Raw genomic sequence first — 21,984 nt, 5'->3', positions numbered from 1 at the left:
TGTAGAAGCAATGGTTTACAAGAAGTCTGAAGGCCTGAAGTTTCAGAATTCAGAGGGAGGAGTTGCCTGCCCTTGGAAACAATAATAGAGCAGTAGGGGGCTTAGCCGAATCGTCCAAAGGGCGTAGTGCGATGTGAAAGTTCTGGCTGAATGTGATGTGTGTCACGAAAGCTTCAGCAGGCTATTGGGTAAAAATGCCCAGTTCCCGCGCCCGGGCAAGCGCTTCCGTTCTGCGCCCAACATCGAGTTTGCCATAAATGTTACGTATGTGAGCCTTTACCGTTGCCGGTGCAACGCTCATACGTTCAGCAATATCTTTATTCGAATGGCCTGCGTTAATCAGTTCGAGTACTTCCAGCTCACGTTGGCTCAGAGGGTCGGCAAGGCTCGCTTGGTCGCTGTCTGTCCTATTTACCTCTTTGTGGGTTTTAAGCAGCGACTTTACGCTTCGCTGCCAGTTTCCGCGGGCCTTCAGGCCAGGTAAATCAAGGAGCAGGTTCCTCAAATGCGGGCTTTCTTCAGCGAACAGACGAACGAAACCAGCCTCAGCTGCCAGGGCGACGGCCCGTTCGAACTGTTCTTGACTGCGTTGGTCCTGATTGGCTAGAGCAAGAGCTTCACCATAAACGAGAAGCGCTTCTACCAGGTGCCGCACATGGTCATTACGTTCGGCTTCCGGAATCACTGTCTCAAGCACCTTCAGCGCCTTTTCTGGCTTACCTTCCGCAACCATAAGCCGGGCAAGGCTGATACTGTTCTGTTCCCGATGCAGTGGGTTGGTTGCGGGGTTGCTATTCAGTGAATCCAAACTTCGGCGAGCCTGAATTGTCTGGCCCGCTGCCAGGAAGCACCTGGCCAAAAGGGCTGCGCTGGCCGGAGGCTCAAAGACAATCTGCTCTCTGCGCTTCCGGCCCAGTTGTTCCGCGTCTTCAAGAAACTCGATTGCGTCTTGATAGCGGCCTTCACTGAAGGCCAGGTGCCCGCGGACATGTTGAATGATGACATGTTGTCCCGGCTCTGTGCCCTGAGCTACATGATCCAGTAAAGGCGCAAGGTGAAAAACTGCATCCTGTGGTTGATTTCGCTCCCGGTAGATCTCGGTGAGAGTGGCATTGAGCCAACATGAAATCAGTCTGGGCTGGGACGGGTCCGCATAGTGGAGGCCTACCCATCTCTGGATTTCAGTGCAGGTATCCAACGCGAGGTCCATATCTCCACGGTTGTATTGTATCCAGGCGAGCAAACCGCCGCTGGAGAGAACTGTGCTGGGCTTGCGCTCAATCTGCCCGTAATGGACAGCGGATTTCAGGGACTCTTCAGCGCCCTTGAGATCGCCTTTGCCATAGTCATCGAGTCCTAGCCCGTAATAAGTAACCGATTTCAAGGGGATTCTTGTGTGATCAATATCGGCAAGAACCTGACGCGTAAGATCACTGGCGCTTTTTTCATCACTTCGCGACCGGGCGAGGTAGGAGCGTATAAGGGATATCTCACTTTGCAGGCCTAGCGCGCCTTCGGCGTCTGGAGCTGAGTCTGCGACAAGACGGTCTAGTAAGTCTTCAAGGCTGCAAAGTAGCGGCTCCAACTGCTCAAGCCGGTTGGCAAAGAAGCGACTCCAGATACGCAGCATCTGTAGCTGTGCGTTTTCGGCTACCTGATCTGCTGGGAGTGCATCGAGCCAGGCCAGCACAGGCAAATGGTAGCCTCCGTGAATCAGGTTGTTGCCGTGGGCCGCAAGAACTTCCGCAAGCCAGGACCAATCCTTCCTTCGCACAATTTGTGCAATGGCTTCCTGAACTTGCCCATGTTCCAGAAGCCATTCTATCGTTCGTTGCCAGAGCAACTGGGAGCGGGCGAAGTCTGTGTAGCGGATACGCTGTTGCAACGCATCACGGAACAGGTCGTGGTAACGGAACCATTCGTTGTGATTGTCCAGCGGGACCAGAAACAGGTTCTGTGAAAGCAAAGTCTCCAGCTTTTCCTGACCGTCATCAGTGTTGCGGATGGCGTTGCACAGAGATGCGCAAAGCCTTGGGCAATTAGCGGTATCCAGCAAAAAGGCAACGATTTCATCAGGCTGCTTATCAAGTACTTCACTGAGCACGTAGTCGCTGATGTGCCGCTCATCAATACTGAGTGAAGGCTTGTTTCTGTCCGCGCTCGCATGCTCGCCATTTAGCAGGGTGCTGTTACTACCTGATAACGCAGAGAGCTGCATGGCGGCGACCCAGCCTTCTGTGCGGCTGAAAATTGCTTCTACATCCTGTTCTGAAATGTCGAGCCCCATTGTCTGGTGGAAAAAATCACGGGATTCGTCTTGGGAAAAGGCCAGCAAAGCGGGGTGGATCTCTTGTATCCACCGGCTGACACGCCAGCGGCCCAGGGGAAGGGGAGGTTCAGTTCGGGATGCCAGAGTAACTGTGACGCCTGGAGGAAGGTAGTCCACAAAGTAGCCGATTTGTTGCTGAATCTTGTTGCTGGCAATGAAATGAAAATCATCCAGAACAAGAATCCAGGGCCCACCGTCGGATGCAAGTGCATTGATCAACGCGGTGATTGCACCGTTTAGATTGTCGTCTGCGTTGTCGGAAAGATTTTTATGACAGGTTTCAAGTCCAGTGAGGCCCGCATGCTCGAAGGCAGCGGCGACGTAGTGCCAGAACCGGTGTGGCTCGTTGTCCTGCTCATCCAGGGACAGCCAGGCGATCGGCCCTGTAGAACGGGAACACCACTGGCTCACCAGTGTTGTTTTACCAAACCCGGCTGGTGCGATCACAAGGTTCAGGCGCTTGGGGGCGCTCGGTGCCAGCAGTGAGCTGAGGCGTTCGCGCTTTACAGCGCGGGGGTCAGAAGCAGGCCTCAGGAATTTGGTGGTTAACAGCATTGCTTTCCCGGATACCGGATAAATGTTGATATCGGATTGTGTGCTTTGTCTCTGTCAAGTCAAGAGCTGGCGAAACAAACATGAACGTCATAAGCTGCGCGAGTGCAATTTTGGTCTAAACTGAGGCAGAGTGCTGTCCTATACTGAAATAGAATGAAAAATAAAAACGTTATGCGTATTCTAGAGCATTGTCAGAATATCTACATTTATATGCAGCCCGCCACAGGCCGGAAGCTCAGGGAGCGACAGAGTCAATGAAACTACAACAGTTGCGCTATATCTGGGAAGTTGCGCACCATGATCTCAACGTGTCGGCAACAGCCCAGAGTCTTTTTACTTCTCAACCGGGTATTTCAAAACAGATCCGCCTTCTTGAAGATGAGCTCGGCCTGGAAATATTTGCCCGTAGCGGTAAGCACCTGACTCGTATCACCCCGGGTGGGGAAATCATTGTGCGCGAAGCCGGTGAGATTCTTCGTCGTGCGGAAGGCATTAAAAAGATCGCTCAGGAATTCAGCAACCAACGCAAGGGTGACCTGAGCATCGCCACAACGCACACTCAGGCTCGGTATGCGTTGCCGCCCATCATCAGCGGGTTTATTGAATCCTATCCGGATGTGTCACTGCACATGCACCAGGGCACGCCGATGCAGATTTCCGAAATGGCGGCAAGCGGCGCCGTTGATTTCGCCATAGCGACTGAAGCTATGGAGCTCTTCAACGATCTCATCATGATGCCTTGTTACCGCTGGAATCGAACGGTGATTGTTCCCAAGGATCACCCTTTGGCGCAGTTGCCCGAGTTGACGCTGGAGAAGCTCGCAGAATATCCGTTGGTGACTTACGTATTTGGCTTTACGGGACGTTCAAAACTTGATGAAGCGTTCCAGTCTAAAGGTCTGACGCCGAAAGTTGTGTTTACTGCAGCCGATGCCGACGTTATCAAAACCTATGTGCGTCTGGGCCTTGGTGTAGGCATCATTGCGAGCATGGCGTTTGACCCCAAAACCGATCCGGATCTGGTTGCGCTCGATGCCAAAAAGCTATTCCGCCCGAGCATTACGCGGATTGGTTTCCGCAAGGGCACCTTCATGCGTGGCTACATGTACGATTTCATCCAGCGGTTCGCGCCGCATCTGACAAAAGAAGCTATTGATGAAGCCGTTGCTCACCAGAGCAGCCGCAGCGAGATAGAAGCCTTGTTCAAAGACGTGGAATTACCCACTTACTAAGCAGGGGCAGGACCCGCCAGTCTTTACTGGCGGGTTATCAGATTACCAGCATGCAGACCACATTCTTTTTGCGTTGCTTCTTCCCACCACCAGCGGCCTTCGCGCTCATGCTGTCCGGGTAAGACCGGGCGGGTGCAAGGCTGGCATCCGATGCTGATAAATCCTTTTTCGTGGAGCTCGTTGTAGGGGGCTTCTGACATCCGGATGTAATCCCACACTTCTTTCGAGGTCCAGTTGGCCAGCGGGTTGAACTTGATGAGTGTTTTATCGGGGCCCGAGAAGGTTGAATCCTCTTGAATGACCGGTACGTCGTTACGGGTACCCGGGCTTTGATCCTTGCGCTGGCCGGTAATCCAGGCATCAACGCCTGCGAGCTTGCGTTTGAGGGGGTTGACCTTGCGAATGCCACAACATTCACTGTGACCATCCTCGAAGAAACTGAACAAGCCTTTTTGATTCACCAAATCCTGAACTTCATTTGTGTCTGGAAACAGAACTTCGATGCTAATCCCGTAGTGCTTGCGAACGCGCTCGATGAATTCATAGGTTTCCGGATGTAGGCGGCCGGTGTCCAGAGTAAATACCCTGAGATTATCCGTCAGCTTGTGGGCCAGTTCGATGAGTACCACGTCCTCGGCACCACTGAAAGAAATCGCGATATTGTCGAAGCGTTTGAAGGCAGCCTTCAGAATAGCTCTTGGGCTCTCGCTGCCAAGTTGGTCCTGTAGCTCACGGATATTGTTCATAAATCGTTATTACCTGATGCGAGTTTCGGTGAAGGTTAGCATTAAATGCCTAATTCCATGAAGGAATGACAATCTATATGGTTATGCCCCGCTTTACACATATATGCTGAATACCTTGCGATTTTATTGCGATGTACGATGCATTCTTTGCCCGTTTTTTTTATGATACCGCGTCAACGAAAGCGGAGCAGGCCTTGCTCCCATTCGGAATTCTCACCTGGAAGATGAATCAGGAGATCACTGTGGAACTGGCATGTCTTGACCTTGAAGGCGTATTGATCCCGGAAATCTGGATCGCGTTCGCGGAAAAAACCGGTATCGAAGAACTCAAGGCGACTACCCGCGATATTCCTGATTACGATGTGTTGATGAAACAGCGCCTCCGAATTCTGGATGAACATGGCTATGGCTTGCCTGCAATTCAAGAAGTGATTGGCACACTGGACCCCTTGCCGGGCGCCCGGGAGTTTTTGGACTGGCTTCGCGAGCGTTTTCAGGTTGTGATTCTCTCCGATACTTTCTATGAATTCGCTATGCCGCTGATGAAAAAGCTGGGTTACCCTGCGCTGCTTTGCCATAAACTGGAAGTTGCAGAGAGTGGCCAGATTACTAACTATCTGCTGCGCCAGAGAGACCCCAAACGGCAGTCGGTACGCGCGTTCCAGTTGTTAAATTACCGCGTAATTGCGGCGGGTGATTCGTACAACGACACTACGATGTTGGGGCAGGCAGAAGCGGGCATTCTATTCCATGCACCTCAGAATGTGATTGAAGAATTTCCTCAGTATCCGGCTGTACACGAGTTTGAAGACCTGAAGAAAGAATTTCTGAAGGCGAGTGCTGTTCATAGCAACTGATATATAAGCTCGTTGAATCAGGGCGGTTGCTAGTCGTCCTGGTTCAGGCTTTCTAGAAAATCCATCAGTGGTTTCACTTTGGTGAGTGTTTCCTGATACTCGCTTTCCGGGCTTGAGTCCGCAACTATTCCTCCACCGCCGCAACAGCGGATAGTTCCTTTCTCTTCTGATGCATCCTCTTCGCTGTTGTCTTCGCACAGCATGGTCCGAATTGCGATGTTGCTGTCCAGCGTTCCGTCCAGGCCGCGATAGAATACGGACCCGCAGTAGGGACCGCGCCAATGGGGCTCCAGCTCCCGGATGATTTCCATAGCACGGATTTTTGGAGCGCCTGTAATAGAACCTCCGGGAAAAGCATCGAACAGAGCTTGCATGGGTGAGGCGCCGGGTGCCAGCTCCGCGCGAATGTGGCTGACCAGATGGTGAACATTCCGGTAAGACTCGAGTGCAAACAGCTTGTCTACGGTCACCGACCCTGGCGTTGCGTGGACGCTGAGATCATTGCGCAGCAAATCTACAATCATCAGGTTCTCAGCACGGTCTTTCTCCGAAGCTTCCAGTTCAGCGGCATAGGCCGAATCGGCTGAGGGGGTATTTCCCCTCGGACGGGTACCTTTGATCGGGCTGGTCTTTATGGTTCGGCCACGAATCTCCAGGAAACGTTCGGGGGAAATGGATAGGACCGAACCCGAGCCAGTTCTAAGAAATGCGCTGTAGGGCGTCGGATTCGCCTCGGCGAGTGCTTTGAAGGCCAGCCAGGAGCTACCTGTGTAGCTGCCTTTAAATTCCTGGGAAAGGTTGGCTTGATAACAGTCACCAGCGTTGATGTAGTGCTGCACCGCTTCAACACCTGCTTTGAACTCTTGGGCGTGCTGGCGGGCCTTGAAGGGTAATGTCATTTTCCATGCAGTTGTGTTGGGAGTTGGTGCGGAAGATAGCCAGAGCGCTAGTAGGTTGCACGTCGTTTCCGGGCATTCTGGGTGTACCCAGAGTTGGTAAGTATCGGTTTCCCGGTTGTGGCTGGCGCTCCAGAGATAAAAGCCGGCAAAGAGCAGGGGAGTCGCGGGTACAGGGCAGAGTGCCGATAGGCGTTTCTCTCTGATGTACCCAAACTCATAGCTCAGCATGCCTATCCACCCACCCGTGAGAGTGGGTTGCTCGCCGTGCATCGGAACTTGGTACCTCTGAATCAGGCCCTCCATTTCTGACGCTAGCATGCCTGTGTTTAGGGAGTCTCTTTCGCTGGGCTTTATAAACTTCGTGGCAATGGCACCAGCTGTAAACCCACTGAACGAACCTCGTCCATCGCCACCCCCAACACTTCCAAGGTAGGCAAAGTCTGCCTGGCTGGCGGCATGGGCAAGCAGTTGCTCATACATTTCGCGGGTAAGAAGAGAGGAAACAGGAAGTGCCAAATTAACCCCGGTTAATTAGAAGAATGATACTCAGGCCACAAAACGGGCATTGTCGGCTCCAGAGGGCCACTGGTCTAATGAGTACGCTCAAAAACGACAGGTGCCAGCCCGGAATAAGAAAACGCCATTCTAGCGGAGTTGGCCAGTCTTAGCGTGGAAAATTAACGCGACTAAAACAGGAATAATAATGATGCCCTACCTTGGAAAATCCCTGCTGAGTGCCATTTTGGTGACTGCCTTTGCCTTTACATCCGCCTTGAGTGCAGAAGAAACATCTGGCGGTCAACTTTCTGAAGAGCAGGAGTTGGCGATAAAGCAGGAGTTGTCTAAATATGCCGTTCTCGGCCAACAGCAAATACTGCACCTGACCCAACAGGCAATTGAAGAGTATTCAGACACATTGACGGACCCGGTCCCCAATATGCCCTCTGCATGGATGCTCCTAGAAGATGGCACGACGATCAAACGCATCGACCTTGATGGTCAGGCGGAGGAGGCGCCCGCTCAATTACGCATTTTGATGTACCGCGCAGCCTTAAAGTCTGTGGCTCGCCGGGGAAAAATACACGCGACTGCGATTCTTTACACCGGAAAACTGCGTGAAGACAGCGAAGATGAAGCCCTGGTGATCGAGTACGAACACCGCCTGGGTATTGCAGGAAACAAGGTTATTCCCTACCAGATCGAGAATGGCAAAGTGGCCTATGGGGAACCGGTTACCAGTGAAAAACCTTTCCAGATTTTTTACGACAGTAGGGCTGATACGACAGGCAATGCCAATTGATTTGAGACTCAGTCGCGCTTTGTTACAGGCTGTAAGTGATGGGTTAAGAATTGTGAAAGCAGTCACGGACTAGGACTGTTAAACAATCTTAAATGGATTCGTGGGGTGCTGAACTCCACACCCAAAACTAAAAACTCAGATAACAACAAAATGAGTTTATAAGGAGATAACAATGAAAGGCCTGAAAAAAATTGCTCTGGTAGCAGCTATTACTGCTGCACCCTTTGCAGCCAACGCGGAACTGCAAGCTTTGAACGATACCGCGATGGGCGACGTTACCGGTCAGGCCGGTGTCACCATCGAGCTGGAAACCAAAGTCAGCATCGGTCAGTTCAAATATACGGATGAAGGCTCCTTCGCGGTTAACGACATTGTGCTCGGTGGTGCTGGTGTAACGGCTGACGGCGCGACCGCCGGCTACGGCGATTTGCTGGACCAGCTGAAAATTGACATTGACGTTCTCGATGATGGCGATGCCAAGATTCATGTCGGTACACTTGACGGCGCTCCGATTGACTGGGGTCTGGAAATCGGTTCCATGGAATTGCTGGCAGGCGGGACCGGTTCAGATAGCACAACTCTGATTTCCAACCTGAGTGGTTACGGTAACCTCGCACAGCTGGATATTCAGGTTGATACGGCAACGGATCATCTGAACCTTGTGGCGGCATTTGACGTTACTGATATGGACTTCGATGTGGAGTTCCTGGGGGTTGGTATTCGCGACTTGGCGATCACCGGCGCCGGCGGTAACTTCGACTATGACGGTGACGGTTCTGTGATGGCTGCTGACGCGGACGGTGAGTTTGGACTGGCGCCAACATCTCAGGAAGCTCAGGTGTTGGCAGGATTTGCTAACGTTAACCTGGACATCTATAAAGGTTCAGGCTTGGGTGCATCCACTGCAACTGATGTTCTGCGTGTTGACGTAAACAATGTCTACATGGACGTAACAGTTGGAGCTGTTGAAATCGGTGGCACTTCCATTGGTTCACTGGCCATCGACAACCTGGCTGTAACCGACACCAAGCTGGCTGTTTACGGTCACTAATCTGACCTGAACATCAGTCGTGTTGAAGCGCCCCGCATCGCGGGGCGTTTTTTGTTATTGATCAGGTACCTGAATCGAAAGATCGAACCCGCCGCCAGGCCTGGGTGTCAGCCGGATGGGTCCTTCGTTAATTCCTTGTGGAATGTTTATCTGGTCGATTCCCGGCGGAGTGCCAATGGAGAAGTTCAGGTTCTGGCCGTCAAACCCGATGCCCAGCTGATCGTTAAGAAAGGTCTGGGTGAAAGGTTCATCCGGAATCTCCATCTGTTGCCCGAAGATCAGCGGCGGAATGGTTGGCGTGAACTCTGCCGGTGGCTGGGCTCTTGCCAGTTCCTCCTGGGGCAGAAGCAGGGCGCGACGAAGAAACTCTTCTTCTGCATTGGCAAGGGCATCTGACTTCCCTTCTTCAGAAAGTCGCTGGAGCGCTTCGCGATAGGCTTCTTCTTCTGCTTCTGTGACGACGGGCTCACCCGGTGAGATCGTAAGGGCGCGAATGATACGTTGGCGATCGGCTTCCGATTTTCGGTTTTCTCTCGGTACTACGATGACCGCAGAATCTTTTACATAGGTTTCAACCATCTCATCGGACGTCATTGCCTGAACGCCTGCAAAAGCCGGCATTGCAGCTGCGGCAGCAAGTGTGGTTGTTATAGCTGCAGCAATCCGTGTGGCTGTTGAGAAAACTGGCGCGTAGACAGGTGCGCCGTTTGGAAGATTCTTAGGTTTCATAATCCGGCCTCTTGCTGCAATAAGCTCAGGTAGGAGGCGTGTCTGAGGTTACAGCAATCAGTACGCTTCTCATTCCGAGTATTCGGGTTGTCAGACAGTATTTCAAGCTCAGGCAGGCCGGTTTGTGATCAGGATCCTTGATTCGTCGTACTGTTATAAAATTCAGCACTAAGACGGGTAAGATACCCGTTCGCGTTTGCTGATTTGAACTTTTCAGAAATAAACCGGCCTCAGGGGCACAATGCGCAAATTTATTCATAGCCGCTGGCAGCGTTGGGTTAATCGCCGAATTCCACGTTCTGATGTCCAGCTACTTACCCAAAGAAACCTTTTCATTTTGCCAACGGCAGCTGGTGTGGTGTTCGGTATGTTGTTGCTGATCATGCTGATTACCGGCATTAACTATCAGAACAGCTTGATCTACCTGGTAACTTTTCTGCTGGGCGCGGTGTTTGTGGGTGCCATGCACCAGACCCACCGAAATCTTTCCGGACTTGAATTGACGCTTGTTCAGGCAGGCGAGGGGTTTGCTGGTGATGAAATCCTTTTTCGTTTGCGAGCAGCCGCTGGAAAAGACGATGCTGTGGCAATTTCTCTTTCCGGCGATGATGTATCTGTGCGTGTGGGCCATGTGCCGTCTCACCAATCGGTCGATGTAGCTTTTCCAGTGCCTTCTGCGTTCCGAGGGTATCTGCGGCCAGATCAGATAAGGATTGAAACCCGCTTTCCTTTTGGTTTATTGAAAGCCTGGTCGTGGATGCGACCACATTCCGCTGCTGTGGTTTTTCCACGCCCGCTTGCGGCCCCCGAGGTGATCAGTGCGGTAGACGATGCCGATGAAGCTGCCAGTTCCCGCTCGCCGGAAGGCAATGACCACGCAGAAATAAGACCCTGGCGTGAGGGCGACATGAGCCAGCGCGTAATGTGGAAGAGGTTTGTGCGCAGTGGGCAGATGGTGGTTGCAGATTGGGAAGCGGATAAGGGGAGCCCCCATTGGCTGGATTTCAATGCATTTCCGGGCGCAGACCATGAATTGCGCCTCAGCTATCTCTCCTGGCTTGTTCTTGAACGCGGTAAAAACGGTGCCAGATTCGGTCTTAACTTGCCGGGCCAGGTGATAGAACCGGACACCGGCCCGGCCCATGTTACTCGTTGCCTGCGGGCCCTGGCGATCTGGGGCGAAGAGAAACCAAGGGATGCGTTTGCAGAGCCGCATGGAACGCGCAGTGCCAGCGATCCGGCAGGGCGTTCAGCCGCAACCTCAGGAGTTCGGTCATGAGTTTTTGGAACCGTCGGACCGATGAGGCAGAACAACAAGGTGATGGTTTGCCTTCGCGGGCCTTGTTTTGGTTGATCCTGAGTTTTTCCTTGCTCCTGCTGCCTCAGCTTGATCGTTTGCCCCCGTGGCTGATCGTGGCGTGTATTGCCTTGGCAGGTTGGCGCTGGCTTGCGCAGCAGGGGCGTGTGCGTCTACCGGGGCGCTGGTTGCGCACGAGTATCATGCTTTTATTGGTGGCGGTTTATCTGGTTCGCGTGCAGGGAAGTTTTACCGTTGATACTGCTGCCTCATTCTTTGTGCTGGCGGTTGGCTTGAAGTGGCTGGAAACCCGAACGCCACGCGACTTTTATGTGCTCTTCTATATTCTGGTGTACCTGGCTGCAGTGAACTTTCTGTTTCATCAGGAAATTCACTGGGCGCTGATTAATATAGGTTCGATTGCACTGTTACTGGTTGGTCTCCAGGTGCTCAATGCACCGGAACTCCCCGGAGGTTTGAAGGCGGGTTGGAGCAGGCTGGGCGTTATGCTGTTGAAGGTACTGCCGGTGGTTGTACTGCTGTTCGTGTTTTTCCCCCGGATGGCCCCGTTGTGGAGCGTGCCCTTGGTGTCTGGACAGGCACGCACCGGGATCAGTGACACCATGCGTCCAGGGGACATATCCAATCTTGCGCAAAGCAGTGAACGGGCCTTTCGGGTAACTTTTGGTGGCTCAATGCCTGAGTATCGGGACAGGTACTGGCGCGGGCTGATTCTGGACAATCTTGACGATGGAACCTGGCGCCAAAGCAGGTACGAGCCTCGTCGCCGGCCCGGGCGGGTGAGCGTTGATGGCGGCGTTGGCCAGCTTGCTCCCCTGGAATACGATGTATTGATGGAACCCACGGATCAGCGCTGGGCTTTTGCTCTTGAAGGGTCGGTAGCCGTTTCGGATAACGTAATAAAAGAATCCGATGATCTTTTCCGCTTCCGCAGGCCGGCAGACAGCCCGGTTCGCTACAGGTTGGCCCGTGAAAACGCCGAAAGAACTTCCGAGGCGTCCCTGACACCGGGCGAGGCCCGTAGATTCCTTCAGCTTCCTTCGACGGGTAACCCTCGGGCGCGGGCCCTGGCTGATGAGCTGAGGCAGTCAAGCAATGATATTGGCGTGATTCGCACTTTGCTGACTCGTTTCAGAGAGCAGCCTTATTATTACACTCTACGCCCACCTCAAATGCCGGAAGATGGCATCGACAGTCTGCTTTTCGATGAGAAACGGGGATTCTGCGCTCACTATGCCGGCGCGACAGCCTTTGTTTTACGTTCGGCGGGCATTCCCGCGCGGGTCGTCGTCGGTTACCAGGGTGGTGAGAGTGGTGTAGGTAACGAATACCTTATCGTTCGCCAATATGATGCCCACGCTTGGGTTGAGGCCTGGGTTGAAGGTCAGGGTTGGGTGCGTATTGATCCAACGGCGGCCATAGCGCCTGACCGGATTGAGTCCGGTTTGCGGGAAGCAGTGGCTGAGGAGGGCTCGTTCCTGGAGAACGATTGGACCTCTGCCCAACGTTACGGCGATGTTGCGGTTATCCAGTGGGCCAGCCTGCAGCTTGATCGGATTAACTATCAATGGCAGCGGTGGGTGGTTGGTTACCAGGGCCAGAGTCAGATGGATCTGATGTCTCGACTGCCCGGCGGGTTCGGGATGCGCGAACTGGGGTATCTTACAGCGGGTATTGTGGGTGCCGGCCTTCTGGTTGCGGGTCTCATATCTGCTCTGCAGCTGCGCCGTGGTGGTCAACGGGATGGATACCAGCGTGTGTTGGAGGCCTGGCACCAGTTGTGCGGGCGGGTGGGGGTACCTGTCAGGAATGGCGAAACTCCTGCAGCACTGGCTTCTCGTCTGGCGGTTGCGGAACCCGCATTAGCCGATTCTGCGAGGCTTTTTGCCCGAATGATCAACAGCCATTACTATAGTGACCAGTCTGCCAGGGGCGCGACAGATGATCTGCAGCGATTACGGAGACTGCTAGCTACCATGAAGCGCCAGCTTCGCAGAACAGATAAAAAGACCACCCGGAATGCTCCGGCTCAAGCTTCACTCAGGAAAACACTGTGACTGATATAGCCCTAGAAATGCCTTGGCTTCAGAATGCCTGGCAGGACGTCCAGAAGCGTTTTGCCGAGGACAGGCTTCCCCATGCGCTATTACTGACGGGCGAGTGTGGTGTGGGCAAGAGGGCCTGGGCTGATGCAGTTGTTGGTCTTCTGCTGTGTGCTAGCCCCGCAGTAAACACGGTCAGTGGCAAATCGGTGGCCTGTGGGGAGTGTCGTCAGTGTCAATTGCTTGCCGCTTCGACCCACCCGGATGTGCGGGTGTACTCGCCCGAGAAATCCCGAATGATAAAAATTGATCAGATAAGATCGCTTTCGGCGTTTGCGGTTTCCTCACCTCAGGTTTCGGCTCGTAAGGTCGCCATTATTGACCGGGCCGACCAGCTCAATATCAACTCCGCAAACGCTCTGCTAAAAACACTTGAAGAGCCGGTTGCGGATTTCGTTCTGCTGCTTCTGCAGGAAAGTGGGCGGCCCGTGCTTCCGACCATTCGATCAAGGTGCCAGGTATTGTCGATACCTCTACCTTCCGGCGATCAGGCCGGTCAATGGCTTGCCAGCAAGGTGGCAGAGCTTGAGGAGGGCAAACAGCCCACTGCAGAGTTAATGGCAAAGTCGTTGATGCTGGCGGGTAATGCTCCTCGGTTAGCGTTTCAATACGCCACCGGCGAGTTCCCCGGTTTACGGGATGAGGCGTTCGATAAGTTTCGGCAGTTCATGAAGGGCCAGATCACTGTGTCTGAAGCTGCCAAGGCTTTCAAGGCGTTGGGGCTTGAAGATATGCTCTGGTTGTTTGAAGGCTGGGCTGCTGACCTGGCGCGGCTGTGCGCCGGAGGTAAAGCAAACGATCACGAAGCAGAGGAAATGATCGGCTTTTTAGCTGGCATTAATCCAGCGTGGCGCGCACATGAATTGCTGGACCTGGTTCGGGAAGCCCGGGCTGCCGGCGTATACAACGTCAACCCGGAACTTGAAGCCAGCCGGTTGTTAATCGCCTGGCGTGGCTTGATGCCGTCCAGGCGACGTGCCTCCTGAGTGCGCTTTTGCTTCGAACAACTGCTATGATTCCGGATTATCAGGGATTTTTAAGTATCCGATTATTTAGAACTGACTATTTCTATTCACACTAAACAATTTTTAAAAGGTGTCAGATATGGGGCCCGGATTTGGTGCGCGCAGCGGCATTCTCACCCTGACGATTAAAGACAAGGCGGTTTTATATGCCGCTTATATGCCTTACATCCGCGAGGGTGGGCTGTTTATACCCACCCAGAAACAGTACAGGCTTGGCGACGAAGTTTTTCTGCTGCTGAACCTCATGGATGAGCCAGAGAAAATACCGGTTGCTGGAAAGGTTATCTGGATCACGCCCAAGGGAGCTCAGGGTAATCGAGCTGCAGGCATAGGTGTGCAGTTTAATGGTGATGACCCTAGCGCCAGAAACAAGATTGAATCTTATCTCGCCGGGTCGTTAAGCTCTGACCGACCAACGCACACCATGTGAGGTGAGGCTAAGAGATGAGTGATATCGCAACACTGCCAGGCCTTCACGAAGACGAGGTTGCTGTGCACGAATCCGAATGGCGGCTGCGACATATCACTCTGGCAGGCCTGAGCTGGTCTGCGGGAAATACGTCACAAACAACCAGCCCACCGATTATTATGCTGCACGGCTGGCTGGACAACAGTCTGACGTTCACAAGAATTGCGCCGGAACTCGCGAAACATTCGTCGTTGCACGCTGTGGATATGGCCGGCCACGGTCACTCCGGGCACCGCCCGCCGGGGCAGGGCTATCTGCTGATGGATTATGTTGCAGATATAGCCGAACTTATTGAAGAGTATTTTCACGAGGGGAAGGTGGATATTGTAGGTCACTCCCTGGGCGGTATTGTAGGCGCACTCTACGCGGCTGCTTTCCCTGAGAAAGTACGAAAGTTGGTGATGATCGACAGCCTGGGTGCGCTTAGTCGCCCTGTCAGTGAGACGGTTCCTCAGCTTCGCAAGTCCATTAAAAAACGCATCGCCGGTTCTGGTCGCGCTGCAGTCTATCCCGACGTGGTTACTGCGGCAAAAGTCCGCGAGGGCGGGCTTAGTCCGCTTAGCCACGAGGCCGCACTAAGCCTCATGCCGCGCAACCTGAAGCCTGAGGGCGGAGGATACAGTTGGTGCACGGATTCCAGGTTGCGACATCCGTCCCAACTGATGATGACCGAGGAGCAGGTTGTTGCTTCGTTGGAAGCCATCCAGGCCCCGGTTCTGTTCGTACGTGCTAAAGAAGGATTGTTGGCGAACCGGAAAGGAATGGATATCCGGGCAGATGCCGTGTCGTATTTGCGAACAGTGGATGTCCCAGGCGGGCACCATTGCCATCTGGATGGAGACACTCGCCCGGTTGCCGACGCTGTCAGAAACTTTCTTGAGAATGAGTAATACTTTGCCAAAGTCTGTTGTATTTCGTTTTCTTGCTGTCGTTCTGCTTTCGACGGGCTCGGCTTTTGCCAGTGCGTCACTGCCTGAGACGCTGCCGGAGGCTTTCGCCCAGTCAACCCTGGAAACGACGGCTTCGATTGAATCTTCCGGGCACCTCGTTCTTTTCAGCCCTGTTCGCGAGATCAATAACGAGATTCGCTCAGAATCCATGGCCCGACTGCCGGTTAGCGGGAAAGGGCAGTTATATCAGATAGCCCGCGACTCAAGTCGTCGGGAAGCCAGGGAACACTATCTTGGATTGCTGCGAGACCGCGGTGCGAAAATCCTGTTCGACTGTTCCGGCATTCGCTGCGGACGAAGCAATGTGTGGGCAAACCAGGTTTTCAGCCAGTCGGTTCTCTACGGACGCGACGCTACTCAGGATTATCTGGTGGCAGGCCAGGTAGCAGATGATGGCAGTCGATGGCTGACGTCTGTATACACAGTAACTCGCGGCAATCTCAGGGAGTATGTTTGGGTTGAACATCTGAAGGTTGCTGCCGGGGCGACCGTTCCCGGTCTTGGCTCTGTCAATAACCGGATTGTTGGCCCAGTGGTAGTGCCCTGGCAAGGTGGAGTTACGTACCGGTTTGACTGGCAGGCGACAGACCGCCGGAGAATAAATGATCTGGCGCGGACGGAAGGCGCCAGAGTGGTACTTGTGGGTTACTCAGAACTGGCCGTAGATGAGTCATTCAGTGATGCGATGGGTCGAGCCCGCAAGGCTACTGAATCGCTTTCTGAGGTCTTGGCTAAAACCGGGGTTTCCCGGCAGCAGCAGGAACTCCTGATTGTTGGGCCCTCAGTACTGGTTACCGATCCGGCCCGGCAGGGCGACCGAGTCGAAGTGATGGTTATAACGAGGTAATCAGGTGGCTGAAAATAGTGTGTCCAAAATTTTGGAGAGCTCCGATATCTCGGCCGCTGAGTCTACCACCACATCCGAGGGCACAGGGCATGAGCGCAAGCGCCCAACGGTTGCTCTTACTCTGGGTAGTGGTGGGGCCCGGGGCTATGCACACATTGGTGCCATAGAAGTACTGGCCGAGCGCGGCTATAACATAGTTGCGATTTCTGGGTGCTCCATGGGCGCTTTGGTCGGCGGAATGTATGCCGCCGGAAAAATGCAGGACTACAAAGATTGGGTAACCGGTCTGGGCCAGTTTGATGTACTCAAACTGCTGGACCTTACCTTTAACGCTGTCGGCGCGATCCGGGGCGAGAAGATTTTTTCTGTGGTGCGGGAGATGTTGGGTGATACCCGTATCGAGAACCTTCCACTGCATTACACGTCGGTTGCCACTGATTTGCTTGCTCATAAGGAAATCTGGTTTCAGGAAGGACCACTTGATAGAGCCATTCGCGCTTCGGTCGCTATCCCCGGCGTTGTTACGCCTCTGGTTCTTGATGGGCGGGTTCTAATCGACGGTGCTGTGCTGAATCCGCTTCCCATTATCCCGACCATTTCGTCTCACGCAGATATTATCGTGGCGGTTAACCTCAGTGGTGAAGATGATCGCCGTCAGAGAATACCGGATGCTGCATTTGCCGGCCATGACAGTGGTGGGGGAGAAGTGGATGAGTGGATGGACGCTCTCCGTGACAAGGCATCAAGGTGGTTTGACTGGGACGCAATAAGAGCTCTGGGGCCCAAGAAGACGAGCGCCGATGACACGCCAGAAGAAAAAATCTCCAAAGAAATTCAGAAAAAAGAACAGGACAAGCCAGCCGATAAAAAATTGCTGGAAGAACATGAAACTATAGATTGGGACAAGCTCGGCATTGGTAAGTTTGATGTAATGAATCTCACGATCGAAACCATGCAGAGTGCGTTGGTCCAGTACAAGCTTGCCGGTTACCCGCCGGACCTTCTGGTGAATATCCCGAAAAATGCATCGCGCAGCTACGACTATCACAAGGCGCCTGAGCTGATTCAGCTGGGGAGGGAGCGTATGTCTGCTGCCCTGGATCGCTTCGAGGACAGCCGGAGCAGTTCCGGGCCACTGGCGATCTGAGCCGGTGCAGCCGCGGGGCGCTCACGTGGCTGCAGCAAAGCCATGAAACAGCGTATAATTCCGCGCTAAGCCGAATCTACAGGAAACAGTATTTGTGACCAGCCCGATTGACGATCTCCATACCGTTCGCGATTATCTTCGTTTCGCTTCGTCCCAGTTTTCTGCCTCCAGGGTTTTCTTTGGTCATGGCACTGACAACGTTTGGGATGAGGCGGTGCAGCTGGTAATGCGTAGCCTGCATCTTCCGTTGGAAAACAATACGCTGTTCCTGGATGCGCGCCTTACCCGTGGAGAGCGGGAGCTTGTGCTGGAGCGCATTCGCCGCCGCATCGAAGAGCGTGTTCCTATGGCTTACCTTCTCGGGGAAGCCTGGTTTATGGGTATGCCGTTCCATGTAGATGAGCGAGTACTGGTGCCGCGCTCGCCGATCGGTGAGCTGATTGAGAACGGGTTCCAGCCCTGGCTGGGGGATAAGCCGGTTGGTCGGGTTCTTGATTTGTGCACGGGAAGTGGCTGTATCGGTATAGGCGTAGCTTCGGTGTTTGAGGAAGCCCATGTGGACCTGTCTGATATTTCGCAGGACGCACTGGCAGTTGCCGCGTCAAACATTGAATTACACGAACTCAGCGATCGGGTGCGCACAATACAATCCGATGTGTTCGCGAGCATAAGCGGGAAGTACGATATTATTGTCAGTAATCCGCCCTATGTGGATGCGGAAGATCTGGCGGATATGCCGGAGGAGTTCCATCATGAACCGGCCCTCGGTCTTGCGGCTGGCAACGATGGGCTGGATATTGCCCACCGGATTATTGCCGGAGCTGCAGAGCATTTAACGCCGGGCGGTTTGCTGGTGGTTGAGGTGGGGAATAGCTGGGTAGCTCTTGATGAGGCTTACCCGGATCTTCCGTTCACCTGGCTGGAATTCAGTAATGGCGGCGATGGTGTGTTCGCTATTGCCGAACAGGATCTCCGCCAGTGGTGCAGTAATTCTTAAACCTATTTTTAAAATACCCTAACAAGATATTGAATTATGTCGGGAAATTCTTTCGGAAAACTGTTTACCGTTACTACTTTCGGCGAGAGCCATGGGGCTGCGCTGGGCTGCATTATTGACGGCTGCCCGCCCGGGCTGGAACTCTCGGAAGCTGATATGCAGGCGGACCTTGATCGTCGCAAGCCCGGTACGTCACGGCACACAACGCAGCGCCGTGAAGCGGATGAAGTCCGCATTCTTTCCGGCGTGTTTGAAGGTAAAACCACCGGTACGCCGATCGGGCTGCTTATCGAGAACACCGATCAGCGCTCCAAGGATTATTCGAAAATTTCGGAACAATTCAGGCCGGCCCACGCCGATTACACCTATATGCACAAATATGGCGTGCGCGATTACCGCGGCGGCGGGCGCTCGTCAGCTCGTGAAACGGCCATGCGGGTGGCAGCCGGGGCTGTGGCGAGGAAGTTTCTGCAGCAGCGTCTGGGTATTTGTATTCGCGGATATTTGTCTGAGTTGGGTCCTATTCGCGCCGAAAAACTGGATTGGGAGCAGGTGCATCAGAATCCGTTTTTCTGCCCGGATGCCGATAAGGTTTCGGAGATGGAAGCCTACATGGATGCCCTTCGTAAGGAAGGTGACTCTATTGGTGCACGAATCAATGTGGTGGCCGAAGGTGTGCCGCCGGGGCTGGGCGAACCGGTGTTTGACCGGTTGGATGCAGACCTTGCTCATGCGCTTATGAGTATCAATGCGGTGAAGGGCGTCGAGATTGGTGCTGGCTTTGGCTGTGTGGCCCAGAAAGGCACGGCACACCGTGATGAGCTGACTCCTGAAGGCTTTCTGTCGAACCACGCTGGCGGTGTTCTTGGGGGGATTTCTTCCGGGCAGCCGATTCTTGCCAGCATTGCGCTGAAGCCAACGTCGAGCTTGCGTTTACCGGGGCGCAGTATTGATGTGAGCGGCAACCCGGTGGAGGTTATTACCACTGGGCGTCACGATCCCTGTGTGGGTATTCGGGCCACGCCGATTGCTGAGGCGATGATGGCGATCGTATTGATGGACCATTATTTGCGCCATCGTGGTCAGAATGGGGATGTTGCTGTTTCTACGCCTGTTATTGGGCAGCTCTGATCTTCACGGTCTCTTTATCGGAGTAGCAGCTTGGGCTGGCCTGGTCGTTCAAAAAACGCCCGTGAATACGTCCGTGTAGGGCTCGGTCGCGCCATCCTTGGCGCTCCACGTTTTTGAACGACCAGGCCAGCCCAAGCTAACCGGCATTCTACGTCTACCCGCCGCGTATGCCTCTCAACTATCTGAATATGCGGGGAGAACGGGTATTTACTGGCGCCTTTCCAATCTCTACTTCTGGTTTTTCGCCCTTTTGGGCGGCCTTTTGCCTTATTGGTCTTTGTACCTCCAGGGGCAGGGATTTTCCTATCTGCAAATAGCCACCTTGATGGCGACCATTCAGCTCACGAAAATTGTGGCGCCAAGCCTCTGGGGGCATCTGGGGGATAAAACCGGCCAGAGGGTCCGGCTTGTTCGTTTAGGTGCCATAACCGGTTCGTTGTTTTTTGCCGGGGTTTTTCTGGAGCCAGGGTTTTACGGGTTGTTGCTGGTGATGATGGCCTTTACGTTTTTCTGGAACGCCATTCTTCCTCTCTATGAGGTGATAACGCTGCGCTCGCTCGGTGAGCATCGCGAACGGTATGGCAAGGTCCGGCTCTGGGGCTCGGTCGGGTTTATTGGTGCTGTGGCGGGGGTTGGCCTGATTCTGGACTGGGTCTCGATCAGCTGGTTGCCTTGGCTGTTGCTGCCGGTGTTTGTTGGAATTGTCGTGTCTGCGTTTCTTTTGCCGGCTGAGCGTGGTGAACGCAAGCCTCCGGCCCCCAAGGGCAGTTTGAAGGCAATTGTGACGCATCCTGCGGTGGTCGCGTTCTTTCTGATGAATTTCCTGCTGCAGGTTTCCCACGGCGCCTACTATACGTTTTTCAGTATTCATCTGGAGCAGCACGGCTATGGCAATCTTGCGATCGGTTTGCTTTGGTCGTTAGGGGTGGTTTCAGAAATCGGGTTGTTTTTGGTTATGCACCGCTTAACCCGTAATTTTACGGTGCGGCAGATTGCGATTGGTGCGCTTGTGCTGACAATGATCCGCTGGGTATTGATCGCGGCGTTAACAGATGTCCTGGCCGTATTGCTGTTCGCGCAACTGTTACACGCGGCGTCTTACGGCGCACTTCATGCGGTTTCGGTTCAGTATGTGCAGGGCTTTTTTGGTCAGCACCACCATGGCCAGGGACAGGCGCTCTACAGTGGGCTGACGTTTGGCGCTGGTGGTGCGCTGGGCGCCTGGATGTCGGGCTTTCTGGTCGAAGGTCTCAGCACGTCTGCCGCTTTTTGGGGCGGCGCAATTGCTATGGCAATTGCGATCGTTATAACAACCCGGTGGCTTCAGGCTCCACCTGATCCCTACTCAAGGCCGTCTTCTTCTTCCTGAACAATAGATAAGAGTGCCTTAGCGGCGTTGCCGGGTTGTCTGCCGGTAAGTCCTATAGCGCCCAGCACCCGGGAAACCCGATGCTCGGCCGCTGTTTTTTTTGCCAGTACACCATCGAGTACTTTCAGGCTCCCGTCTGCCATGCTCAGGGGAAGTACGCTCCAGCCCAGGCCGACACTGGTCATCATCTTGAGGGTTTCCAGGTAGTTGGTCGGCATTTGTGGGTGCAGGGGCAGGTTTTCTTCGAGAAACAGGCGGCTTATCACACGATAGGTCGAGGTTGTCGTGTCGGGCAGTAGAGCAGGGTGTTTTGCGAGGTCAGCCAGTCTTGGCCGATCCAGAAGAGCTACAGGATGATCCACACCTACGACGAATGCCATGGGGTCGGGCCAGTGGGCGAAAACGTCAAAACCTGGAATCATGCTGTCGCTCAGTGTGACGAAGGCGAGTTCAGCGTTGCGTTTACGCATTTGTTCATAGGCCGCGTCTGATTCCATAAACTGCAGGTTGATGGCAACTTGAGGATATTCACGCTTGAATCGGCGTAACCAGTTAGGCAGGTGGTGGAGTCCTATGTGGTGGCTGGCAATAATCTGCAATTCACCCTCAATCAAGCTTGAGTCCGGAGATAGCGCAATTCGGGCATTGTGGATTTCATCGAGAATTTTTCGGGCATGAGGCAATAGCCTGGCACCAGAGTCAGTCATGCGTAGTTGCCGATGGCTTCGATCCACCAGTGTAGTACCAAGCTGATTTTCCAGGGCAGCGAGGCGTTTGCTGATGGCGGGCTGGGTCAGATGCAGTTGCTCGGCGGCTTCCGAGAAGGAGCCCTGATCGACAATGGTAATAAAGGCTTTAAGGGCGTTGGAATCCAATGTTCGTGTTCCTGGAAGAGTTCCGGTAGGTGAAGATTAATCTATAACCATCTGGA

The 21,984-nt window shown here is 53.8% G+C and carries 19 protein-coding genes; 14 read left to right on the top strand and 5 right to left on the bottom strand.

Annotated elements, in window-relative coordinates:
- Positions 1 to 181 precede the first annotated feature (181 nt).
- Positions 182 to 2,884 carry a LuxR C-terminal-related transcriptional regulator gene (locus tag Q4606_RS12230; RefSeq protein WP_303607681.1) on the bottom strand — a complete coding sequence of 901 codons (2,703 nt, stop codon included), beginning with the start codon at positions 2,882 to 2,884 and terminating at the stop codon, positions 182 to 184.
- 254 nt (positions 2,885 to 3,138) lie between these two features.
- Here Q4606_RS12230 and cysB point away from each other — a divergent pair, with 254 nt between their 5' ends.
- Positions 3,139 to 4,116: an HTH-type transcriptional regulator CysB gene (gene cysB, locus Q4606_RS12225; protein ID WP_303596066.1), complete on the top strand. Its 978-nt coding sequence runs from the start codon at positions 3,139 to 3,141 to the stop codon at positions 4,114 to 4,116.
- A gap of 23 nt (positions 4,117 to 4,139) precedes the next feature.
- On the opposite strand, the gene Q4606_RS12220 is transcribed toward cysB, so the two are convergent.
- Positions 4,140 to 4,862: a phosphoadenylyl-sulfate reductase gene (locus Q4606_RS12220; RefSeq protein ID WP_303596065.1), complete on the bottom strand. Its 723-nt coding sequence runs from the start codon at positions 4,860 to 4,862 to the stop codon at positions 4,140 to 4,142.
- 242 nt (positions 4,863 to 5,104) lie between these two features.
- On the opposite strand from Q4606_RS12220, the gene thrH reads away from it, so the two are divergent.
- Positions 5,105 to 5,719, top strand: coding sequence for a bifunctional phosphoserine phosphatase/homoserine phosphotransferase ThrH (gene thrH / locus Q4606_RS12215; protein ID WP_303596064.1), 615 nt, complete (start codon positions 5,105 to 5,107; stop codon positions 5,717 to 5,719).
- A gap of 29 nt (positions 5,720 to 5,748) precedes the next feature.
- Here thrH and pabB read toward each other — a convergent pair whose 3' ends face one another.
- A complete protein-coding gene (gene pabB / locus Q4606_RS12210; RefSeq protein ID WP_368497466.1) occupies positions 5,749 to 7,134 on the bottom strand; it encodes an aminodeoxychorismate synthase component I in 1,386 nt (461 codons plus the stop codon).
- Positions 7,135 to 7,321: 187 nt separating this feature from the next.
- Here pabB and Q4606_RS12205 point away from each other — a divergent pair, with 187 nt between their 5' ends.
- Positions 7,322 to 7,918, top strand: coding sequence for a hypothetical protein (locus Q4606_RS12205; RefSeq protein WP_303607680.1), 597 nt, complete (start codon positions 7,322 to 7,324; stop codon positions 7,916 to 7,918).
- 172 nt (positions 7,919 to 8,090) lie between these two features.
- On the top strand, positions 8,091 to 8,969 hold the full coding sequence (locus Q4606_RS12200) for a DUF6160 family protein (protein WP_303596062.1): 879 nt from the start codon (positions 8,091 to 8,093) through the stop codon (positions 8,967 to 8,969).
- 54 nt (positions 8,970 to 9,023) lie between these two features.
- Here Q4606_RS12200 and Q4606_RS12195 read toward each other — a convergent pair whose 3' ends face one another.
- Complete coding sequence (locus Q4606_RS12195) at positions 9,024 to 9,590, bottom strand: hypothetical protein (RefSeq protein WP_368502315.1); 567 nt, start codon at positions 9,588 to 9,590, stop codon at positions 9,024 to 9,026.
- A 349-nt stretch (positions 9,591 to 9,939) separates the two neighbouring features.
- Here Q4606_RS12195 and Q4606_RS12190 point away from each other — a divergent pair, with 349 nt between their 5' ends.
- The 10 genes from Q4606_RS12190 (at position 9,940) to Q4606_RS12145 (ending at position 21,053) form a co-directional block, all read left to right on the top strand.
- Positions 9,940 to 10,977, top strand: coding sequence for a DUF58 domain-containing protein (locus Q4606_RS12190; protein WP_303607678.1), 1,038 nt, complete (start codon positions 9,940 to 9,942; stop codon positions 10,975 to 10,977).
- Entirely contained in the window at positions 10,974 to 13,073 is a 2,100-nt protein-coding gene (locus Q4606_RS12185; protein WP_303607677.1) for a DUF3488 and DUF4129 domain-containing transglutaminase family protein, read from the top strand. The genes Q4606_RS12190 and Q4606_RS12185 overlap by 4 nt, the downstream gene beginning before the upstream one ends.
- The gene (holB, locus tag Q4606_RS12180; protein ID WP_303607676.1) at positions 13,070 to 14,104 is read left to right on the top strand and encodes a DNA polymerase III subunit delta'; all 1,035 of its coding nucleotides are present in this window, start codon (positions 13,070 to 13,072) and stop codon (positions 14,102 to 14,104) included. Before Q4606_RS12185 ends, holB begins: the two co-directional genes overlap by 4 nt.
- Before the next feature lie 118 nt (positions 14,105 to 14,222).
- A complete protein-coding gene (locus tag Q4606_RS12175; RefSeq protein ID WP_303596057.1) occupies positions 14,223 to 14,573 on the top strand; it encodes a PilZ domain-containing protein in 351 nt (116 codons plus the stop codon).
- 14 nt (positions 14,574 to 14,587) lie between these two features.
- Entirely contained in the window at positions 14,588 to 15,502 is a 915-nt protein-coding gene (locus tag Q4606_RS12170) for an alpha/beta fold hydrolase (RefSeq protein ID WP_303596056.1), read from the top strand.
- Positions 15,495 to 16,409 carry a DUF4892 domain-containing protein gene (locus Q4606_RS12165; RefSeq protein WP_303607770.1) on the top strand — a complete coding sequence of 305 codons (915 nt, stop codon included), beginning with the start codon at positions 15,495 to 15,497 and terminating at the stop codon, positions 16,407 to 16,409. The genes Q4606_RS12170 and Q4606_RS12165 overlap by 8 nt, the downstream gene beginning before the upstream one ends.
- A gap of 46 nt (positions 16,410 to 16,455) precedes the next feature.
- Positions 16,456 to 17,556, top strand: coding sequence for a patatin-like phospholipase family protein (locus Q4606_RS12160; RefSeq protein ID WP_303596201.1), 1,101 nt, complete (start codon positions 16,456 to 16,458; stop codon positions 17,554 to 17,556).
- Between the two features lie 94 nt (positions 17,557 to 17,650).
- Complete coding sequence (gene prmB, locus Q4606_RS12155; RefSeq protein ID WP_303596054.1) at positions 17,651 to 18,553, top strand: 50S ribosomal protein L3 N(5)-glutamine methyltransferase; 903 nt, start codon at positions 17,651 to 17,653, stop codon at positions 18,551 to 18,553.
- A 36-nt stretch (positions 18,554 to 18,589) separates the two neighbouring features.
- On the top strand, positions 18,590 to 19,684 hold the full coding sequence (gene aroC, locus Q4606_RS12150; RefSeq protein WP_303607675.1) for a chorismate synthase: 1,095 nt from the start codon (positions 18,590 to 18,592) through the stop codon (positions 19,682 to 19,684).
- A gap of 97 nt (positions 19,685 to 19,781) precedes the next feature.
- Positions 19,782 to 21,053: an MFS transporter gene (locus tag Q4606_RS12145; RefSeq protein ID WP_303596052.1), complete on the top strand. Its 1,272-nt coding sequence runs from the start codon at positions 19,782 to 19,784 to the stop codon at positions 21,051 to 21,053.
- Here Q4606_RS12145 and Q4606_RS12140 read toward each other — a convergent pair.
- Complete coding sequence (locus tag Q4606_RS12140) at positions 21,026 to 21,928, bottom strand: LysR family transcriptional regulator (RefSeq protein WP_303607674.1); 903 nt, start codon at positions 21,926 to 21,928, stop codon at positions 21,026 to 21,028. The genes Q4606_RS12145 and Q4606_RS12140 overlap by 28 nt on opposite strands.
- Positions 21,929 to 21,984: the final 56 nt, after the last annotated feature.

Origin of the sequence: Marinobacter sp. 1_MG-2023, from assembly GCF_030549045.1 — a bacterium.
Taxonomy (GTDB): domain Bacteria; phylum Pseudomonadota; class Gammaproteobacteria; order Pseudomonadales; family Oleiphilaceae; genus Marinobacter.
The sequence above is the reverse complement of the archived record's forward strand: the minus strand, read 5'-3'. Positions and strand labels throughout refer to the sequence as shown.

Bases quoted from the DNA above. Each gene is read 5' to 3' on its own strand.
- Q4606_RS12230 (WP_303607681.1), bottom strand. From the start codon at position 2,884: ATGCTGTTAACCACCAAATTCCTGAGGCCTGCTTCTGACCCCCGCGCT.
- Q4606_RS12165 (WP_303607770.1), top strand. From the start codon at position 15,495: ATGAGTAATACTTTGCCAAAGTCTGTTGTATTTCGTTTTCTTGCTGTC.
- aroC (WP_303607675.1), top strand. From the start codon at position 18,590: ATGTCGGGAAATTCTTTCGGAAAACTGTTTACCGTTACTACTTTCGGC.
- Q4606_RS12205 (WP_303607680.1), top strand. From the start codon at position 7,322: ATGATGCCCTACCTTGGAAAATCCCTGCTGAGTGCCATTTTGGTGACT.
- Q4606_RS12175 (WP_303596057.1), top strand. From the start codon at position 14,223: ATGGGGCCCGGATTTGGTGCGCGCAGCGGCATTCTCACCCTGACGATT.
- Q4606_RS12195 (WP_368502315.1), bottom strand. From the start codon at position 9,590: ATGCCGGCTTTTGCAGGCGTTCAGGCAATGACGTCCGATGAGATGGTT.
- Q4606_RS12200 (WP_303596062.1), top strand. From the start codon at position 8,091: ATGAAAGGCCTGAAAAAAATTGCTCTGGTAGCAGCTATTACTGCTGCA.
- Q4606_RS12170 (WP_303596056.1), top strand. From the start codon at position 14,588: ATGAGTGATATCGCAACACTGCCAGGCCTTCACGAAGACGAGGTTGCT.
- Q4606_RS12185 (WP_303607677.1), top strand. From the start codon at position 10,974: ATGAGTTTTTGGAACCGTCGGACCGATGAGGCAGAACAACAAGGTGAT.
- cysB (WP_303596066.1), top strand. From the start codon at position 3,139: ATGAAACTACAACAGTTGCGCTATATCTGGGAAGTTGCGCACCATGAT.
- Q4606_RS12190 (WP_303607678.1), top strand. From the start codon at position 9,940: ATGCGCAAATTTATTCATAGCCGCTGGCAGCGTTGGGTTAATCGCCGA.
- Q4606_RS12220 (WP_303596065.1), bottom strand. From the start codon at position 4,862: ATGAACAATATCCGTGAGCTACAGGACCAACTTGGCAGCGAGAGCCCA.